General features: G+C 44.4%; 14 protein-coding genes, 2 pseudogenes and 1 riboswitch. Of the genes and pseudogenes, 13 read left to right on the top strand and 3 right to left on the bottom strand.

All coding sequences use genetic code 11. The features are described 5' to 3' along the window. Positions 1–194 precede the first annotated feature (194 nt). Positions 195–506, top strand: a complete 312-nt coding sequence (locus B3J29_RS13360) for a hypothetical protein (RefSeq protein WP_004781472.1) — start codon at positions 195–197, stop codon at positions 504–506. Positions 507–628: 122 nt separating this feature from the next. Here B3J29_RS13360 and B3J29_RS13355 read toward each other — a convergent pair whose 3' ends face one another. Further along, complete coding sequence (locus B3J29_RS13355) at positions 629–823, bottom strand: DUF3565 domain-containing protein (protein ID WP_005232702.1); 195 nt, start codon at positions 821–823, stop codon at positions 629–631. Positions 824–953: 130 nt separating this feature from the next. Here B3J29_RS13355 and gshB point away from each other — a divergent pair, with 130 nt between their 5' ends. Next, positions 954–1901 (top strand): glutathione synthase, encoded by a 948-nt coding sequence (gene gshB / locus B3J29_RS13350; RefSeq protein WP_005232700.1) that lies wholly within the window; start codon positions 954–956, stop codon positions 1899–1901. Between the two features lie 40 nt (positions 1902–1941). On the opposite strand, the pseudogene B3J29_RS13345 reads toward gshB, so the two are convergent. Then, positions 1942–2810: pseudogene (locus tag B3J29_RS13345) on the bottom strand (MFS transporter). 410 nt (positions 2811–3220) lie between these two features. Between B3J29_RS13345 and murG the strand changes: the two are divergent. The 7 genes from murG (at position 3221) to lpxC (ending at position 11327) form a co-directional block, all read left to right on the top strand. Next, the gene (gene murG / locus B3J29_RS13340; protein WP_005232694.1) at positions 3221–4318 is read left to right on the top strand and encodes an undecaprenyldiphospho-muramoylpentapeptide beta-N-acetylglucosaminyltransferase; all 1098 of its coding nucleotides are present in this window, start codon (positions 3221–3223) and stop codon (positions 4316–4318) included. Between the two features lie 12 nt (positions 4319–4330). Then, positions 4331–5779, top strand: coding sequence for a UDP-N-acetylmuramate--L-alanine ligase (gene murC, locus B3J29_RS13335; RefSeq protein ID WP_005232692.1), 1449 nt, complete (start codon positions 4331–4333; stop codon positions 5777–5779). A gap of 53 nt (positions 5780–5832) precedes the next feature. After that, entirely contained in the window at positions 5833–6762 is a 930-nt protein-coding gene (locus tag B3J29_RS13330; RefSeq protein ID WP_005232690.1) for a D-alanine--D-alanine ligase, read from the top strand. 3 nt (positions 6763–6765) lie between these two features. Then, positions 6766–7620, top strand: a complete 855-nt coding sequence (locus tag B3J29_RS13325) for a cell division protein FtsQ/DivIB (protein WP_005232689.1) — start codon at positions 6766–6768, stop codon at positions 7618–7620. A gap of 71 nt (positions 7621–7691) precedes the next feature. Then, entirely contained in the window at positions 7692–8954 is a 1263-nt protein-coding gene (gene ftsA / locus B3J29_RS13320; RefSeq protein ID WP_004781486.1) for a cell division protein FtsA, read from the top strand. 159 nt (positions 8955–9113) lie between these two features. Continuing rightward, positions 9114–10298, top strand: coding sequence for a cell division protein FtsZ (gene ftsZ, locus B3J29_RS13315; RefSeq protein ID WP_005232687.1), 1185 nt, complete (start codon positions 9114–9116; stop codon positions 10296–10298). Positions 10299–10424: 126 nt separating this feature from the next. Beyond that, entirely contained in the window at positions 10425–11327 is a 903-nt protein-coding gene (gene lpxC / locus B3J29_RS13310; RefSeq protein ID WP_034580446.1) for a UDP-3-O-acyl-N-acetylglucosamine deacetylase, read from the top strand. A gap of 99 nt (positions 11328–11426) precedes the next feature. On the opposite strand, the gene B3J29_RS13305 is transcribed toward lpxC, so the two are convergent. Continuing rightward, entirely contained in the window at positions 11427–11867 is a 441-nt protein-coding gene (locus tag B3J29_RS13305) for a DciA family protein (protein ID WP_004781492.1), read from the bottom strand. A 110-nt stretch (positions 11868–11977) separates the two neighbouring features. Here B3J29_RS13305 and B3J29_RS13300 point away from each other — a divergent pair, with 110 nt between their 5' ends. From B3J29_RS13300 to B3J29_RS13285, 4 genes and pseudogenes are all read left to right on the top strand, one after another. Continuing rightward, positions 11978–12667, top strand: coding sequence for a M23 family metallopeptidase (locus B3J29_RS13300; protein ID WP_175966573.1), 690 nt, complete (start codon positions 11978–11980; stop codon positions 12665–12667). Between the two features lie 350 nt (positions 12668–13017). Next, positions 13018–15720 (top strand): pyruvate dehydrogenase (acetyl-transferring), homodimeric type, encoded by a 2703-nt coding sequence (gene aceE / locus B3J29_RS13295; RefSeq protein WP_005232683.1) that lies wholly within the window; start codon positions 13018–13020, stop codon positions 15718–15720. A gap of 2 nt (positions 15721–15722) precedes the next feature. After that, positions 15723–17697: pseudogene (locus B3J29_RS13290) on the top strand (2-oxo acid dehydrogenase subunit E2). Positions 17698–17785: 88 nt separating this feature from the next. Beyond that, a riboswitch (yybP-ykoY riboswitch) is annotated at positions 17786–17927 on the top strand. A gap of 73 nt (positions 17928–18000) precedes the next feature. Beyond that, on the top strand, positions 18001–18579 hold the full coding sequence (locus tag B3J29_RS13285; RefSeq protein WP_004781499.1) for a TMEM165/GDT1 family protein: 579 nt from the start codon (positions 18001–18003) through the stop codon (positions 18577–18579). Positions 18580–18735: the final 156 nt, after the last annotated feature.

The raw sequence follows: 18735 nt of genomic DNA, 5'->3' as shown, positions 1-18735 counted from the left end.
AAAGTGTCAACACACCCTAAAAGAAACTCATTAAAGCATGAATTAAACCTCATAAAGCCTCTTTACAAATAAAATGAATAAGATAGTTATGATCATTGTTTACAAATTGTAATCCGTCTATATTAAAATAAACATTAAGTAATTAATTATAAGAATTTCATAATTTTAATTAATTTAAAATAAGAGTGTTAGGAATGGATTACTGGAACAGTGTTTTATTTGTATCGATTATAATGGTGGTAGGTTTAGCCATTATTGTCATGCTAGTGGGCTACAAGATGTGGAAAAACCTAGTGGTGACTTTACTAATCTCTACAACAATTGGTTTTCTGATTATATGTACTATTAACTTTATCTTTGGGGAAAATTTGCATTTGCCTTGGATTCCTGATCAGAGCTGGCATCATAAAATCACCTTGGAAATTGCCCTGATGAGTTTACTGATTGGTGGGGTCAGTACCTTTATTATTATGCTGGGAACCATGATTTCGAAAAATAATCGTTAAATTATAAAATTAGATGCATTTTCAAACAAGGTATTATTATTTTTTATTCAGGTTTTTAATCAATTTTATATCAAGATAAAATACTCAGGGTGAGTATATATACTGATTTGATTTAGAAGATATTAATCTTCGTGTATTTCACATTTTTTGCAGTCCAATAAGACGCCCAGTTTTTCTTTACGGCCTTGTTCGGTCATGACCCAAGGACGGTTTTGCCAAGGTGGATCATGCCGCACATGCTGACCATGACCACAGGTCAGTTCAGCGACCCAATGATTTTCTTCATCCAGATGAAAGCCGACAATTGCCTGCTGCATGATAAATGCTCTTGTTGATTAAAGTCTTTAAGCATTTATACAAAATTAGTCATGCAAAATCACCATAAACAAAAGAAACTGCACAGGCTATACTCCTTGCTAATGTATTTTTAAGAAAGAGCACACAGACATGCGCATACTTGTTGTGATGGATCCCATCGAAAATGTAAACCTGAAAAAAGATTCAACCATGGCCATGTTATGGGCAGCTGCACGCCGTGGACATGAACTCGGTTATGCATTACAGCAAGATTTATATATCGATCAAGGGAAGGCCTTTGGTCTGATCTCGCCTTTGCAGGTATTTGAAGACTATAACCATTACTACGAACTGGGTGAAAAGAAAAAAGAATCGATTGCGGCTTATGATGTGGTGCTGATGCGTAAAGATCCGCCATTCGACATGAACTTTGTCTATACCACTTATATTCTGGAACAGGCAGAACGTGAAGGAGCATGGATTATCAACAAACCGCAAAGCCTGCGTGACTGCAATGAAAAGCTGTTTGCTACTCAGTTCCCGCACCTGCAAGTTCCGACTTTGGTAACGTCGCAACAAAGCCTGATCCGTGAATTTTTAAAAGAACATGTTGATGTGATTGTAAAACCATTGGATGGTATGGGCGGCACCGGAATTTTCCGTATCTATCAGGATGGTATTAATATCGGCTCAACCATTGAAGTTCTGACCAACAATGGTAACCAGCCGATTATGGCACAGCGTTATATTCCTGAAATTGTAGAAGGGGATAAGCGTATTCTGATGATCAATGGCGAACCAGTACCATATTGTCTGGCCCGTATTCCGCAAAATGGTGAAGTGCGTGGCAATCTGGCAGCAGGTGGCTTAGGTCAAGCGCGTCCATTAACTGAGAATGATAGAGCCATTGCAGCGCAAGTGGGTCCTTATCTCAGAGAAAAAGGCTTGGTATTTGTTGGTCTGGATGTGATTGGTAATTATGTCACTGAGATTAACGTCACCAGTCCAACCTGTATCCGTGAAATTGATACCCAGTTTGGTACCTCCATTGCAGATGATCTGTTTGATGTACTGGAAGCCGGTCTGGATCAAGCCTAAGCTTTCAATAATAAAAAAGATCCTCATCCGAGGCTCTTTTTTATTGGGCATAACGCTTGAATAAAAACAAGGTCATTAAGATTCCTAATATGGAGAGGCTGGCGGTAACTGCCGCGATATAAGCCCAATTCTGTGTGGTCGAAACCAGTGCTGCGCTCAAAGGCGGCCCAAAAAATTGAGCACAGGCTGAAAGCTGTAAAACCAGACCCATACTGGCTGCTACGGCATTGGCGCGTGGGGCATGCTGCAAAGTAATAGCAAAAACAGTGGTCGGGATGATTCCACCAATGATAATCTGCCAGAATGAAGTATTTGATGGTGCTGGTTGAGTCGTCCTGTTGGGTGCACATGCTGCTGAATCTATTTGTAGATATCGTTTAATGATGCCTGCAATAATCAAGCATAGACTGCCGAGAATGGCCCAAATATTTTGCCAGTTCAGGTATTCGAGTAAAACAGGAATAATAAAAACAGCCAGACTGACACCCACGCCCATATAGGAACTCCAGAGTCCCATTTTAAAATTCAGTGTTTCAGGCTGGCTGATCCGTTTTACAATTGCAGCGCACACAAGGAAATAGTTAAAAATCCGATACTTTCGGTAAAGCGGAAGAAATATAAGGCTGTGGCATGCTGAATCCAGAGGCCAGCGATACTGCTCAGTCCTAAAATGATTAACGCCAGAATCAGGCAGCGCTTTAAACTCACTTTTTCCGAAAAAGCACCAATACAAAGGGCAAACAGCATCCCAGCCCCTTGCACTAAAGATAGAGAAAACCCGGTTTGTGTAAAACTTAAGCCTAAATCCTGTTGCAGAATGGGAATAACAGCAGACAGTTTACCGACATGCATGGCCGCCAGATAACCGGCTAAAATAATCCATAAGTCACGAATTGATATTTTTGACATCTATAATGCTTGAATCCATTTAAGGAATATGCAGATCAATTTGAAAAAATTTATTTAGATATAGGGATAACATAAAATTTTATTCAGATTTATATGATTTAGGCATAAGTTAATAGGATGAATTAAATGGAAAAACGGACAGTAAATAGTGAAAAATATATAGATTTAGGGGATAGCTAAAAAAAGATCAAATGAAAAATATTCAAAAATTATGCTGATATTTCACTTAAGTCTAAGGAAAAATGCAGACCTTATAATAAAACTAGTTTAAACTTCAAATTAGTATGAAAAAAACAATGAAACGCTTGTTGAAATAAGGTAAATAAACTTTCAAGGGCAAGCGTTTGTGATTACAATTGATGACTTAAATTAGACCTCCTGTTTCATTTTTAAAATTGAAGAATTAGACCGTGACCGACGCTCAGCAAAAACAGCCTAAACATGTCATGATGATGGCCGCAGGTACGGGTGGACATGTGTTTCCAGCGTTAGCCGTTGCAAAAGATTTACAACAACAAGGAATCGAAGTGTCCTGGTTGGCAACACCAGCAGGCATGGAAAACCGATTATTAAAAAACCATAATATTCCAATTTATCAAATCGATATTCAAGGTGTGCGTGGCAATGGTTTTGTGCGTAAAGCCTTGGCCCCCTTTAAAATTCTAAAAGCCACTCTTAGTGCCATGAAGCATATGAAACAGCTCAAAGTCGAAGCTGTTGCAGGCTTTGGCGGTTATGTGGCAGGACCGGGTGGTCTGGCAGCGCGGATCTTGGGTATTCCTGTGATTATTCACGAGCAGAATGCAGTCGCGGGTTTTACCAATACCCAGTTGTCACGGGTCGCTAAAATAGTATGTCAGGCTTTTCCTGATACTTTTCCGGCACAAAATAAAGTGGTGACCACTGGGAATCCGGTACGTAAAGAAATTACAGAAATTTTAAATCCGTCCTGGCGTTATCAGGAGCGGGAAAAAGCTGGCCAGCCGTTACGAATTCTGATTGTTGGTGGTTCACTTGGGGCACAAGCCTTAAATGAACGTGTGCCGGAAGCCTTGAAACAGTTGAATGTGCCGTTAAATGTTTATCACCAGTGTGGTCAAAATCATGCTGAAGCAACGCGCGCACGTTATGCAGACAAACCAGCCTCCTTGCAGGTTGAAGTTCAGCCTTTTATTGAAGATATGGCTCAAGCTTATAGCGATGCCGATCTGGTCATTTGCCGTGCCGGTGCACTAACGGTTACTGAAATTGCAACTGCTGGCGTAGCTGCAATTTTTGTACCGCTACCAAGTGCGGTTGATGACCATCAGACTGCGAATGCCAAATTCCTGGCCAATCAGCAGGCAGCCAAAATCTGCCCACAGCCCACCTTGACGCCAGACAGTTTAAAAACCTTATTAGAGCCGATGCTTGACCGTCAGGTATTGATGGAAATGGCGGTAAAAGCACGCCGTCAGGCTCAACCCGATGCGACCCAGCATGTGGTCCGTTTAATTCAAGAATTGTAATCCGAGTAAATTATGTCTCCAGTAACCCCAGCAGACCAAGCAAAGAAATTAATTAAAGTCCCGGAAATGCGCCGGATCAAGCATATCCATTTTGTAGGGATTGGTGGTGCAGGGATGTGTGGGATTGCAGAAGTACTGAAAAACCAGGGGTATAAAGTTTCTGGTTCAGACATCAAAGCCTCTAAAACTACGGCTCAATTAGAAGAAAATGGTATCAAGGTCTATATCGGCCATGCAGCCAGCAACATCAAAGGTGCCAATGTCATCGTGGTATCTACCGCGATTGATAAGGAAAACCCGGAAATCAAGGCAGCCCTTGAAACCCGTACACCGGTAGTCCGCCGTGCAGAAATGCTGGGTGAGCTGATGCGCTACCGTCACGGAATCGCGGTTGCAGGCACTCACGGTAAAACCACAACCACCAGTCTGATCACTTGTATGTTAGCAGAAGAAAATCTGGATCCAACTTATGTGATCGGCGGCTTGCTGAACCGTACTGGTGTGAATGCCGCTTTGGGTGCGAGCCGTTATATCGTGGCAGAAGCCGATGAGTCAGATGCATCATTCCTGTATCTAGAACCAATGGCTGCCGTGGTAACCAATATTGATGCTGACCATATGGATACTTATGGGGGTAGCTTCGATGTCTTGAAAGACACCTTTATCCAGTTCCTGCAAAAACTGCCATTCTATGGTTTGGCGGTTGTGTGTGGTGATGATGCCAATATCCGTGAAATCATGCCGCGTATTGGTCGTCCATTACTGACTTATGGTTTTAATGAAGACAATGACATTCGTGCTGTCGATGTTGTACAAGAAGGTATGCGCAGCCACTTTACCGTATTACGTAAAGATCGTGAGCCGCTACGTGTTACTGTAAATCAACCGGGTCTGCACAATGTACTCAATGCCTTGGCTGCAATTGGTATTGCGACAGATGAAGGCGTATCCGATGCAGCTATTTGCCGCGCACTGGAAGGCTTTAGTGGTGTAGGTCGTCGTTTCCAGGTACAAGGCCAATTCGAGCTTGAAGGCGGTGATGTGAAACTGGTCGATGACTATGGTCACCATCCAAAAGAAGTAGAAGCCACTATTAAAGCCGCTCGTGCCAGCCATCCAGATCGCCGTCTGGTGATGATGTTCCAGCCGCACCGTTTTAGCCGTACCCGTGACTGTTTTGATGACTTCGTAGAAGTGCTTTCACAAGTCGATCAACTGCTCTTACTTGAAGTGTATCCGGCAGGGGAAAAGCCAATTGTAGGTGCAGATAGCCGTGCATTGGCTCGTAGTATTCGTTTACGTGGGGAAGTTGAACCAATTCTGATTGATCCGGTCGAGGGGAACCTGAGCCAGGTGATGAAAAAGGTATTGCAAGCAAATGACTTGTTATTAACCCAAGGCGCAGGTAATGTTGGAGCAATCTCAATCGAACTTGCTCAAAATCATTTATATGTAAAGTAAAATAGTCATGTTATGACTAATTGAACAGATTCAAAAAGTTTAAGGATATAAACGTGTCAAATGCTTCAAAATTCGGAAAAGTTGCCGTATTGCTGGGTGGTAAATCTGCAGAGCGTGAGGTTTCGCTAGATAGTGGAACCGCCGTACTTGAGGCATTAGTGCGTTCTGGGATCAATGCAGAAGCGTTTGATCCACAAGAGCGTAGTGTTACCGAGCTGGTAAATTATGATCGTGCGTTTGTGGTATTGCATGGCCGTGGCGGTGAAGACGGCCAGATTCAGGGCGCGCTGGAATGGTTGAATATTCCATATACCGGTACAGGCGTACAGGGTTCTGCCATTGGTATGGATAAAGTCAAAACCAAACAGGTTTGGCAGGGTTCAGAATTACCTACTGCGCCATACCGGATCGTGACCAAAAACTCGAATGCTCAAGAAATTGTATCTGCTCTAGATTTGCCGCTGATCATTAAGCCTGTACACGAAGGCTCAAGTATTGGCATGAGTAAAGTTGAAAAAGTAGAAGACTTTGCCGATGCGATTGCCAAAGCGACTGAACATGATGCCGTGGTTATGGCAGAGAAATGGATCACAGGCCGTGAATTTACCATTGTGATTCTGAATGGTCAGGCTTTACCTGTCATTCGTCTGCAACCGCCAGAAGATGTGGCTTTCTATGACTATGAAGCTAAATATCAGCGTAATGATGTGGAATATGGCATTCCATGTGGCTTGAGCGAATCTGAAGAGAAAGAATTGCAAGCCTTGGCCCTACGTGCTTTCCAGGCAGTGGGTGCAAGTGGTTGGGGCCGTATTGATGCAATGCAGGATGAGCAGGGCAAGTTCTGGTTACTGGAAGTGAATACAGTTCCGGGTATGACCAGTCACTCTCTGGTACCAAAAGCGGCTGCAGCAATTGGCTATAGTTTTGATACGCTCTGTGTAGCGATTCTGGAACAAACATTAAACGGTGCGGCATACTAAGTTATGGCTCAACTCCCAGCAACCATGCGCCGTAAACGTGCTGCGATTACCTCAATTCACGACAAGCCGCCGACACGCAAAGAGAAACTGACCAACCTGGGTGGTTGGGCCTTGTTGTGTGTCGCGCTGGTGGTGCTGGCTTTTGGGATTTTTGGCCTGTACAAGGTGATGACTGATGCTCAGGTAGCAGAGCTGAAAGTGGCAGGAACGCGTTCAGCAGCTGAAGAGCGTCAGGTCATGCAGTACGTATCACCGATTGTGACTGAAAACTATTTCACTTCGGACCTGGAATCGATTCGTGACCGCGCACTGGAATTGTCCTGGGTGGACCGTGTGGTGGTATCTCGTGCCTGGCCAGACAAGATTCATGTCCGGGTAATGCCGCATCATGCTATTGCCCGATGGGGTACAGGACGACTGCTGAGTGATAGTGGCATTATTTTCACTGAAGTCAGTTCTAAAGATTATTCAGCTTTACCGTTGCTGCATGGACCCTCTACTCATGCAAATACCATGATGCGACGTTATAATGAAATCAATCAGTTATTTTTACCACAAGGTATTCGTTTAAAAGAATTATATTTAACTGAACGAATGACGTGGTTTATGCAGTTTGATTCAGGTTTGCGTGTAATTGTCGATAAAGACCAGACCATGAGCAAATTGCAACGTTTGAGTCATCTGTCCTATAGCGAACTAAAACCGGTATGGTCAAAAATTTCAGCGATTGACCTGCGTTATCGTAATGGATTGGCGATTCAATGGAAAAATTCAATTCCGCCTAAAATTGTAAATGGTCAATTTATTGTAACCATTAATGACACGGGCGTTGAGAATAATGTGACAGTAAAGCCATAATGACCGGCTTTAAAAACTAGAGGCCTTATAAAGCCATAAATCTAACAAACACGTAATGGTAGTAGTTAATAATGAGTGAAGCTGTTCCCTCGGTTGTGGCGATTGACATTGGGACACACAAAGTTTCAGTTTTGATTGGTAAGGTACACGCGCCAGACAATATCCAAGTGATTGGGATGGCGACCGCTCGTAACCGAGGCATGAATAAAGGAAAAATTGTCAGTCTCGATAAAGTCATTACCGCCATTAAAAACGCCGTACAAGAAGCGGAAGATATGGCTGAATGTCGTGTGCATTCTGCGTGGATTTCGATCCCAAGTGCTGAATTAAAAAGCTTTTATGCCTCGGGTAGTACCACCATTGATAATAGTGAACATTCAATTACGACCAGTGAAGTGGTGCGGGCACTTGAGCTGGCCAAGGCCAGTCATGTCACCTCAGATCACTATCTGGTCAGTGCGGTACCTTTAGGCTTCGAGCTGGATGATGCACCGGAATGGGTACTCAACCCGATCCGTATGTCGGCACATAGCATGACCGGGCATTATCATTTGATGATGTTACCGATCAGCACCATGCAGAATATTGACCGCGCTTTAAAAGGGGCCAATATCGGTGTGGAGAAAATGGTGGTGTCCTGTCTGGCTACCGCTGAAGCCAGCCTGCTCAAAGATGAAAAAGAATATGGCGTGTGTCTGGTGGATATCGGTGCGGGAACCACCAATGTCGCTGTTTATCTGGATGGCCGTCTGGCGCTAACCCATACCATCCAGCGTGGTGGTGAACATGTCACCCGTGATATTGCAGCGGTTTTACAGACGACCACAGAAGAAGCAGAACGTCTGAAATTGCTCTATGGCTGTGTTGATCTGAAAGTGGTTAAACCAGAGCATATGATTCAGTTCCAGGGCATTGATGGACCACAAACTATCAGCCGGATTGAACTGACTGAAATTATCATGGCACGTTATGAAGAAATCATGGGTCTGGTGCGTGATGAACTGGTGAACCATGGCGCAATGCAAGGCCTTTATCATGGTGTGGTGCTGACTGGTGATGCCAGTCAGATTGAAGGTATGGTCAGCTTTGTACGTCGTACCTTGGGTGTGTCCGCGCATCTGGGCAATCCGCCGGTACAGGTCTATGCGGATGAACAGCACCAAGCAGCTTTACGTCGTTCCCAGTACGCAACAGTGGCTGGTTTGCTGATGTTTAGCCAGAGTGATACCCAGGAAACCCTCGTTGAAACTGAAGACGGGGATAAGTTATCAGTTACACAGCGCATTAAACGGGCATGGTCAGGTTTTAACGAAACGTTAAAAGCGATCTTTTAAGCGATTTTTATTGTGAATATTGTTGGGAAGTTGTAGTTAATTGGGCTTGTACTTGACAAGTGCCTGCTTGAGCAGCATTCTTAAAAACAATTTTTATCAAGATTAAGGCAGTATACGGGCTTAGTGACTGCCAATTATGAATTAGGAATTTTATAGGTCATGGCCTCATTTGAATTTTTCGAAGAAGATCATAGCGATAGCAATGGTCAAGCCCGTTTCACTGTATTTGGTGTAGGTGGTGCGGGTGGTAATGCTGTACAGCATATGTTGCAGTCCGATATCCAGGGCGTAAAGTTCGTCTGTGCCAATACAGACAAACAGGCACTGGATCGCATGGAAGCCGAATTTAAAATTCAGCTGGGTGAGCAAAGTACACGTGGTCTGGGTGCTGGAGCAAATCCACAGGTCGGTCAAGCGGCAGCAGAAGAAAGCCGTGAACTGATCCGCCAGCAGCTTGAAGGTACCGATATGGTATTCGTTACTGCCGGTATGGGTGGCGGTACAGGTACCGGTGCTGCGCCAGTCGTTGCTGAAATTGCCAAAGAAATGGGCATCCTGACTGTTGGTGTCGTGACTACGCCATTCAACTTTGAAGGTAAACGCCGTTTGCAATCTGCCGAGAAGGGGATTGAAGCGCTAGAACAGCACGTAGATTCTCTGATCATCATTCCAAACCAGCGTCTATTGAAAGTCTTTCGTGATATTTCAATGAAGGATGCGTATAAAAAAGCGGATGATGTACTGTTGAATGCAGTACGTAGTATCTTTGATCTGGTGGTACGTCCTGGTCACATTAACCTTGACTTCGCCGATCTGAAAACTGCAATGAGTACGCGTGGTTATGCCATGATGGGTGTAGGCTTGGGGCGTGGTGAAAACCGTGCACGTCAGGCAGCAGAGCAGGCGATTCGCAGCCCATTATTGGATAATGTCACCATCATGAATGCTAAAGGTATTCTGATTAACGTGACTGGCGGTGATGACGTAACCTTCGGTGAAATTGAAGAAATTACTGATGTTGTAAACCAGATCGTGGATCTGGACGAAGGTCAGGTCTTCTACGGTACAGTATTTGATCCGGATGCTCGTGATGAAATTAGTGTAACGGTGATTGCGACTGGTTTGACTCGCCATGCTGCAGATTCGGTTGAGCCAACTAAACGCGCGAATGTACAGGCAGCACGTCCATCATCTCCGGCAGTAGTTGAAGATGATGATGTACCGGCAATTCAGCGTCAGCAAAATGAAGCAGGTGCAGCAGCTAATCCTGCAGCTTCAGTTTCTAGCCCACGCCCAACACCAATGAGCATCCAAGATTACCTTAAAAATCAACAGCGTAAGTAATATGTAACAGCATGTGTTTACTATGATTGCACAGAAAAGGTGGCTTTAGAGCCACCTTTTGTTTTTTATCAATGGCCAAATATGCTAACGTATAGCGGTTTTATTGGTGAACAGATGATAAAAAGCATGTTGAAACAACGTACCCTGCAACGTATCGTGAAAGCGAGCGGAATCGGTCTTCATAGTGGGCAGAAGGTTATGATTAACTTTGTGCCACACCACGCCGATGGGGGCATTGTGTTTCGTCGTATTGATCTGGCGCCACCTGTCGATATTCCTGCGGATGCCCTATTGATCCAGGAAGCCTTCATGTGTTCAAATCTGGTTCAGTCAAATGCCAAAGTCGGTACGATCGAGCATGTGATGAGCGCCATTGCGGGATTAGGTATTGATAACCTGATTATTGAAGTGTCAGCTTCAGAAGTTCCCATTATGGATGGCAGTGCCGGACCTTTCATTTATCTGCTCATGCAGGGCGGCTTGCAAGAACTAGATGCACCAAAGAAATTTATTAAAATTATTAAACCTGTTGAAGCCCTGATCGATGATAAACGGGCAATTTTTAGCCCACATGACGGCTTTCAGCTAAATTTCACTATTGATTTTGATCATCCTGCCTTCAAAAAAGAGCATCAGTCTGCCAGCATCGATTTTTCTACAGAAACCTTTGTTTATGAAGTCAGTGAAGCGCGTACATTTGGCTTTATGAAAGACCTTGACTACTTGAAAGCCAATAATCTGGCTTTGGGTGCAAGCTTGGAAAATGCGATCGGTGTAGATGAAACCGGCGTGGTCAATGAAGAAGGTTTGCGTTTCTCGGATGAGTTTGTACGTCACAAGATTCTGGATGCAGTAGGTGATTTATACCTGCTAGGCCACCAGATTATTGCCAAATTTGATGGCTACAAATCAGGGCATGCTTTGAATAACCAACTATTGCGTAACGTGAAAAGTGACCCAAGCAGCTATGAAATTGTAACATTTGATGACGTAACTCAATGTCCAATTAGTTATGTAACTGTGACATAAGTCCTTGTCTTTGTGTCTTTGTGTTATAACTTAGCCGCATCTAATGTGATACCTGTCACATAAAAACAACATTGGAATTTATTACATCTCATTGCAATGTTACTTTTTATTGCTTGCCAAACGTAGTAAAGCTTGGCTAAGCTTAGGGTCGCTTATAAAGTCAGCAGCACCGCGGAGTAATTCCTGTGTTTCTGGACTCAAGGCTCTTTCAGATTTTTCTGGAACCGGTTGAACAGGGGATGGATTCCTTAAGCAAACTTGGATTTTAGTGAGATCTTTTAATTCGTTTATTTGAGAGAGTTGTGAGATGTATTGCTTTTGAAGATAGGCCAATTGAGAAATCATGGCTTGGTTTTCACCGGTAATCGTTAACACACCATTTTGATAGCAGGCAACTTGCCATTGTTCGGGTTGAGGCAATAGCGGTTGTACGAGTTTCGTAAGCTTCTGCCATGCAGAAACTTGTGATGAGAGAAACGAAAAGTTTCCTGTTTTTATCTGTTTTCTTGTTTTTTGAAAAACGTTGACAGGTTCCGACATACATAATTCCTACATGTTTATGTCTTAATCTTATGCGCTTCTTAAAGTGGATATCAAGGAAGAGATCTTCAAGAAACTCGATTAGCAGTTTAGAGAGGTTTTTTATGCATATGCCTATGCGACGTATCCTATTGGCATTTTCTATTTCGGTTTCAGCTGCTTCAGTAGCTTTTGCAGATTTAGTGGATCTGAATCAACAAGATGCTACACCTGACCGTCTTGAGCAGTTAACACGTACTTTATCGCAGGGTTCTTATACCCATCCTGAAGATATTGATATTCCCGCACAAACCAAATTAAATGTTCAGCTATTTGAAAAACCGGTTGAACTGAATAATCAGACCATTGCCCAAAAATATGGCAATTCTTCATCCAGCAAAGTTGCATCTTCAAATAACCCTTATTCATGGCTAGTGGCTCATCCATTACCAGACATGAAACGTGTCAGCTCAAGTTTCGGTGGTCGTACCATGGGTGGCCGTGCTGAAAATCACTCAGGCCTGGATCTGGCTGCTGCAAGCGGTACACCGATCTACGCAACTGGTCTTGGTATCGTAACCAAATCGGGTTGGGGTACAGGTTATGGTCAGTATGTCGAAATTAACCATGGTAATGGATACCTTACTCGTTATGCCCATGCTTCACGCTTGATTGCACGTGTGGGAGATCAGGTGCAAGCCGGTGATCATATTGCGAATGTAGGTTGTACAGGTCGTTGTACAGGTCCTCATCTACACTATGAAGTAGTAAAAGACGGTCAACGTAAAAATCCTTCAACTTATTTAGCAATGTTACCTTAAACGTAGCTTTGCTCAAAATAACTGAAATACTTTAATGCGTCTGATACTTGATACTCATAAAATATCAATCAAACCGCTTTTAAGGCAATTAGGCTGAACATTTCTTCCAGGGAGTAGAGAAGGAGTTCGGTCTAATTGCTTTTAGATATTATATTATCACCGAGAATTATAACTGTCGTATAAAAAATCGCCATCATTGACTTCTTTTTGTTACTTTGTGTAATAAAGTGTCAATGGATATTTAGATAATAAATAGTACTCCAGAACCGCATTCAGCCAGAGCCATACCTGCATAAGCCGTAAATATGATACATATAAGTGATCAATTTGGCTTTCAGGAACTGTAGATTATGGCGTTTTATGGAGATACCGACGCTCAAGAAACCCAAGAATGGCAAGACGCTTTTGACTCCGTTTTGCAGCACATGGGAACCGAGCGCGCCGCCTTTTTACTTGAAAAACTTTATCAACGCGCAATTGCCAAACATGTTCCTATTCAGCGTTTAAATACTCCCTACTTAAACACTATTTCTGTAGAAGAACAACCTGCGATGCCGGGCGACCAGGATATGGAGCGCCGTATTCGCGCGCTGATACGCTGGAATGCTTTGGCAATGGTGCTTCGCGCAAATAAATCCGGTGATGACCTGGGTGGTCATTTGGCCAGCTTTGCTTCATCTGCCACTTTATATGATGTGGGTTTTAACCATTTCTTCCGTGCCAATAACGACAGCTTCGGTGGCGACCTGATTTACTATCAAGGTCACTGTGCACCGGGGATTTATGCCCGCTCATTTTTAGAAGGCCGCTTAACTGAAGAGCATCTCAATAATTTCCGTCGTGAAGTCGGCGGTAAAGGCCTGCCTTCTTATCCTCATCCTTACTTGATGGCAGACTATTGGCAGTTCCCGACGGTATCGATGGGTCTCGGTCCAATCATGTCGATCTATCAGGCTCATATTCAAAAGTACCTGATGAACCGTGGCCTGATTAAGGAAGAAGACCGTAAAGTCTGGGCGTACCTGGGCGATGGCGAAATGGATGAGCCGGAAAGCTTGGGTGCGATCTCACTGGCGGGTCGTGAGAAGCTGGACAACCTGATCTGGGTGGTGAACTGTAACTTGCAGCGTCTGGATGGTCCGGTACGTGGTAATGGCAAGATCATTCAGGAACTTGAGTCATTATTCCGTGGTGCTGGCTGGCGCGTGATTAAAGTTGTCTGGGGTCGTCACTGGGATCCGCTACTGGATAAAGACAAATCTGGTGCACTCAAAGCGATTATGGAAGAAGCAGTGGATGGTGATTACCAGCGCTATCAGGTGAAAGGTGGTGCCTACGCACGCGCACATTTCTTTGGTAAATATCCAGAAGCAGAAGCTTTGGTCAAAGACCTGAGCGATGAAGATATCGATAATCTGAACCGTGGTGGTCATGATCCATACAAAGTCTTTGCTGCCTATGCAGAAGCGACCAAGGCCAAAGGTCAGCCAACGGTGATTCTGGCGAAAACCGTAAAAGGTTATGGTCTGTCTGATGAAATTGAAGCGGTGAACAAGACGCACCAAATCAAGAAAATGCAGCTAGAATCATTGAAATACGTACGTAATCGTTTCAACTTGCCTTTTACTGATGAACAACTGGAAGAAATTCCATTCTACCGCCCAAGCGAAAACTCGCCTGAAATTAAATATATGAAGGCACGCCGTGAGGCACTGGGTGGTTATCTGCCAGCACGTCGCAAAGAAAGCGAATCTTTACCGATTCCTGAGCTCTCTGTTTTTGATGCTGTGCTTAAAGGTTCAAACGGTAAAGAACAGTCCACCACCATGGTCATGGTCCGCTTAATCTCTGCCTTATTAAAAGAGAAAGCAATCAAGGACCGTGTGGTCCCGATTGTTCCGGATGAAGCACGTACCTTTGGTCTGGAAGGGATGTTCCGTCAATTGGGGATCTATGCAGCGCATGGTCAACAATATACCCCTGAAGATCAGGAACAGTTGATGCATTACCGTGAAGCCAAAGACGGTCATATGTTACAGGAAGGGATTAACGAAGCCGGTGCAATGAGTGCATGGGCAGCCTTGGCGACCAGTTATTCAACCAATAACTTGCCAATGATCCCGATGTACATGTACTACTCAATGTTCGGCTTCCAGCGTATCGGCGATATTGCTTGGGCAGCAGGTGATGCACAGGCGCAAGGTTTCTTGCTAGGTGCAACCGCTGGCCGTACTACCTTAAATGGTGAGGGCTTGCAGCATCAGGATGGTCATTCGCATATTCTGGCCAACACCATTCCAAACTGTGTCTCTTATGACCCGTGCTTTGGCTATGAGCTTGGCGTAATCGTGCATGATGGTCTGCAACGTATGTATGTGAATCAGGAGCGTGTGTTCTATTACCTGACTCTGATGAACGAAAACTATGAACATCCACCAATGCCACAAGGTGCAGAAGAAGGCATCAAGCGTGGTATGTATCTGCTGGAAGAAGACGAAAAGGCGACGGTTCAGTTGATGGGTTCAGGCGTTATTCTGCGTGAAGTCATCAAGGCCGCAAAAATCCTGCGTGAGGAATATCAGATTCATGCCAATGTCTGGAGCGTGACCAGCTTTAACGAACTGGCTCGCGATGGTATGGCATGTGAAGAATATAACCGCCTGCATCCATTGGCTGAAGAAGCGAAAGAGCCATGGGTATCTCAGCAGTTACGTGACAAGGACGGTATTGTGGTATCGGCCACCGATCACATGCGCGCCTATAGTGAACAGATTCGTGCCTATCTTCCAGACAGTCGTCCGTTCGTAGCCTTGGGTACCGATGGTTATGGCCGTTCAGATACACGTGGCAATCTGCGTAGCTACTTTGGTGTCGATGCTGCGCATATTGTCGTGGCAACCCTGAAAAAACTGGCAGATGAAGGTGAAGTCGATGCACGTTTAGTGAAAGACGCGATCTCTAGCTTTGAGTTAGATACTGATCGTCCGGTGGCTTGGGCACCTCAGGCGACTCCTGAATTGCATCCAGTTGCTGACTACAAAGAGGAGAACTAATCATGCAAATTACGACTCCAGATATTGGTGTAGATAAGGCAACTGTGGCAGAAATCCTGGTGAAGGTGGGTGACACCATCGCTGTAGATGAAAGTATTGTGCTGCTGGAATCAGATAAAGCCTCTGTTGAAGTGCCAAGCACTTCAGCAGGTGTAGTTAAAAGCATCCTGATCAATCAGGGTGATGAAGTATCTGAAGGTATTGTCCTGATCGAACTGCAGGCTGAAGATGATGCCGGTACGGTAGAAAGTCAGGAAGCTGATGCTGCTGACAAAACTTCGGAAAATACCCCAACTGAATTGCCTGATGAGGAAATCCTGCAGGAAGTGGCGACACATCAGCCCAAAGCCTCTAGTCAAAATGAACAGTCCTCTCAATCGACTTCTACATCTACTGTAGAAGTGAAATTGCCGGATATTGGTGTAGAAAAGGCCCTGGTGGGTGAAATTCTGGTTCAGGTTGGCGATGAAGTTGAAGTTGATCAAAGCCTGGTCGTGGTTGAATCTGATAAAGCGACAGTTGAAGTACCAAGTACAGTTGCTGGTACTGTAGAGGCGATTCATATTCAGGAGGGCGATTCAGTCAAAGAAGGAGTGCTGATTCTGACAGTGAAAACTACAGATTCGGCACCAGCTGCTGAGCAAGCAGCGCCTCAAGCGGAAGAAAAGCCAAAAGCTCAAGCAACACCTGAAGTCAAAACTGAAACAGCACCACAACAGGCGGCATCCCCTGCAGGCGATATTGAAGTAAAAGTACCTGACTTGGGTGTAGACAAGGCAGCTGTAGCAGAAATTCTGGTACAGGTCGGTGATACGGTTGAAAAAGATCAGAGCATCATTGTGGTCGAGTCAGATAAAGCGACAGTAGAAGTGCCAAGCACGACTGCCGGAGTGATTAAGGCGATTCATGTTGAGCTGGGCCAGAATGTTTCTGAAGGCGTGGCACTGATTACGATTGAAGCTGAAGGACAAGCAGCACCTGCTGCTCCAGCGGAAAAATCAGAAGCACCTGCAGCTAAAGCTACGCCTGCACCAGCCGCAGCGCCAAAAGCTGACACTGCTGCTGTGACGCCTGAAATGCATAGTGCAGACAAGCTTAGCAAAGAGCAGAATGCTGCCAATGCCAAAGTTTATGCCGGTCCTGCTGTGCGTAAACTGGCTCGTGAACTGGGTGTGGTATTGGCAGAAGTGAAAGCTTCTGGCCCGCATGAGCGTCTAATGAAAGAAGACCTGTTTGCGTATGTGAAAGATCGTCTGACTGCACCGCAAACAACAGCTGCACCTGCGGCAGCTGCAGCTCCTGCAGGCTTGCCAAAACTGCCTGATTTCAGTGCTTTTGGTGGGGTAGAAGAGAAAGCTTTGACGCGTCTGCAACAGGTTTCGATTCCNNATCACTGAGCTGGAAGCTTGGCGTAATGAGCTGAAAGGCAACTTCAAGAAAGAAGGTATTGGCCTGACCATTATGGCTTTCATTATCAAGGCTGTGGCTTATCTGCTTAAAGAAGAGCGCGAGTTTGCCGGTCACCTGTCTGATGATGGTAAATCAGTTTTGCTACGTAATGAGATCCATATGGGCATTGCGGTTGCGACGCCAGATGGCTTGACTGTTCCTGTATTACGTAACCCGGACCAGAAGTCGATTAAGCAGATTGCTATTGAGCTGGGTGAGTTAAGCCAGAAAGCGCGTGACAAGAAATTGTCACCTAAAGATCTGCAAGGGGCGAATTTTACCATTACCAGCTTGGGTTCAATTGGTGGTACAGCATTTACGCCGTTGGTGAACTGGCCACAAGTGGCGATCCTGGGTATTTCTCCAGCAACTATGCAACCGGTATGGAATGGTGAGGGCTTTGATCCACGTCTGATGCTGCCATTGTCGTTATCTTATGATCATCGGGTAATTAATGGCGCAGATGCTGCACGCTTTACCAATAAGCTGACCAAGTTATTAAAGGATATTCGTACGCTCTTGATCTGATTCATGAATGTTTAAAAATAAAGACCCTGCTTCGGCAGGGTTTTTTAATATGACAATTTGTAAATATAAACACGGTTGGCTATAATGAGCGCACTTCATTGGGGAGTAGCCGCCTTTTGCGCAAAGCAGAAGGGTGATGGTCAACATATTTGCTCAACAGGGCATGGTCATCATAGCAAAGAACCAAATGAGCTTCTCGAAGCTTTCTTTTGTTGGCAAGACCTTTGATTTACCACTCTGCAGATATGGCTGGCAGGAGGGGTGAGTCATAGGTATGTAAATTGCTGGCCAGAGAAACACATCATGCTTTCTGCTTTTCTGATCTCATTAGCTGTTGTTGCCTTATCTGAAATGGGCGATAAAACGCAACTGCTTGCTCTATTACTTGCCGCACGTTTTCGTAAACCTGTTCCAATTCTCTTCGCAATCTTTTTGGCGACAGTCGTCAACCATGGCGTTTCCGCAGTCTTAGGTCAATGGATCACCACAGTGCTTAGCCCAACAGTCTTGCTGTGGATTGTATCGCTTGGTTTTATTGCGATGGCGGTGTGGATGTTAATTCCCGATGAATTGGATGATGAATCAGAAAGTATCAATAAATGGCAAAAATATGGGGTATTCGGTGCCACATTTGTGTTGTTTTTCTTGGCAGAAATCGGCGATAAAACTCAAATTGCAACAGTCGCTTTAGCCGCGCGCTTTGACAGTATTGGTTGGGTCACTTTGGGTACTACGATCGGTATTATGTTGGTAAATGCACCAGCGGTATTTATTGGTAATAAATTGGCAGAAAAATTACCAATTTCGCTCATTCATAAAATTGGCGCTTTGGTTTTCTTAATAATTGGTCTGGCAGCATTGGCACAACACTATTTATTTTGAGTGTTAAAGATATCGTAAATCCTGAGCTAATTGCTCGGGATTTTTTGCCTAAAAATGTGACTTAATTAACTGATATTATAGATAATATTGATCTGATTTTTATTGTAAGTTTCTCTAAATAAATATATGTTATTCACCTATAGAATATACATTTTT

Source organism: Acinetobacter sp. UBA5984, assembly GCF_002429925.1.
Taxonomy (GTDB): domain Bacteria; phylum Pseudomonadota; class Gammaproteobacteria; order Pseudomonadales; family Moraxellaceae; genus Acinetobacter; species Acinetobacter variabilis.
The sequence above is the reverse complement of the archived record's forward strand: the minus strand, read 5'-3'. Positions and strand labels throughout refer to the sequence as shown.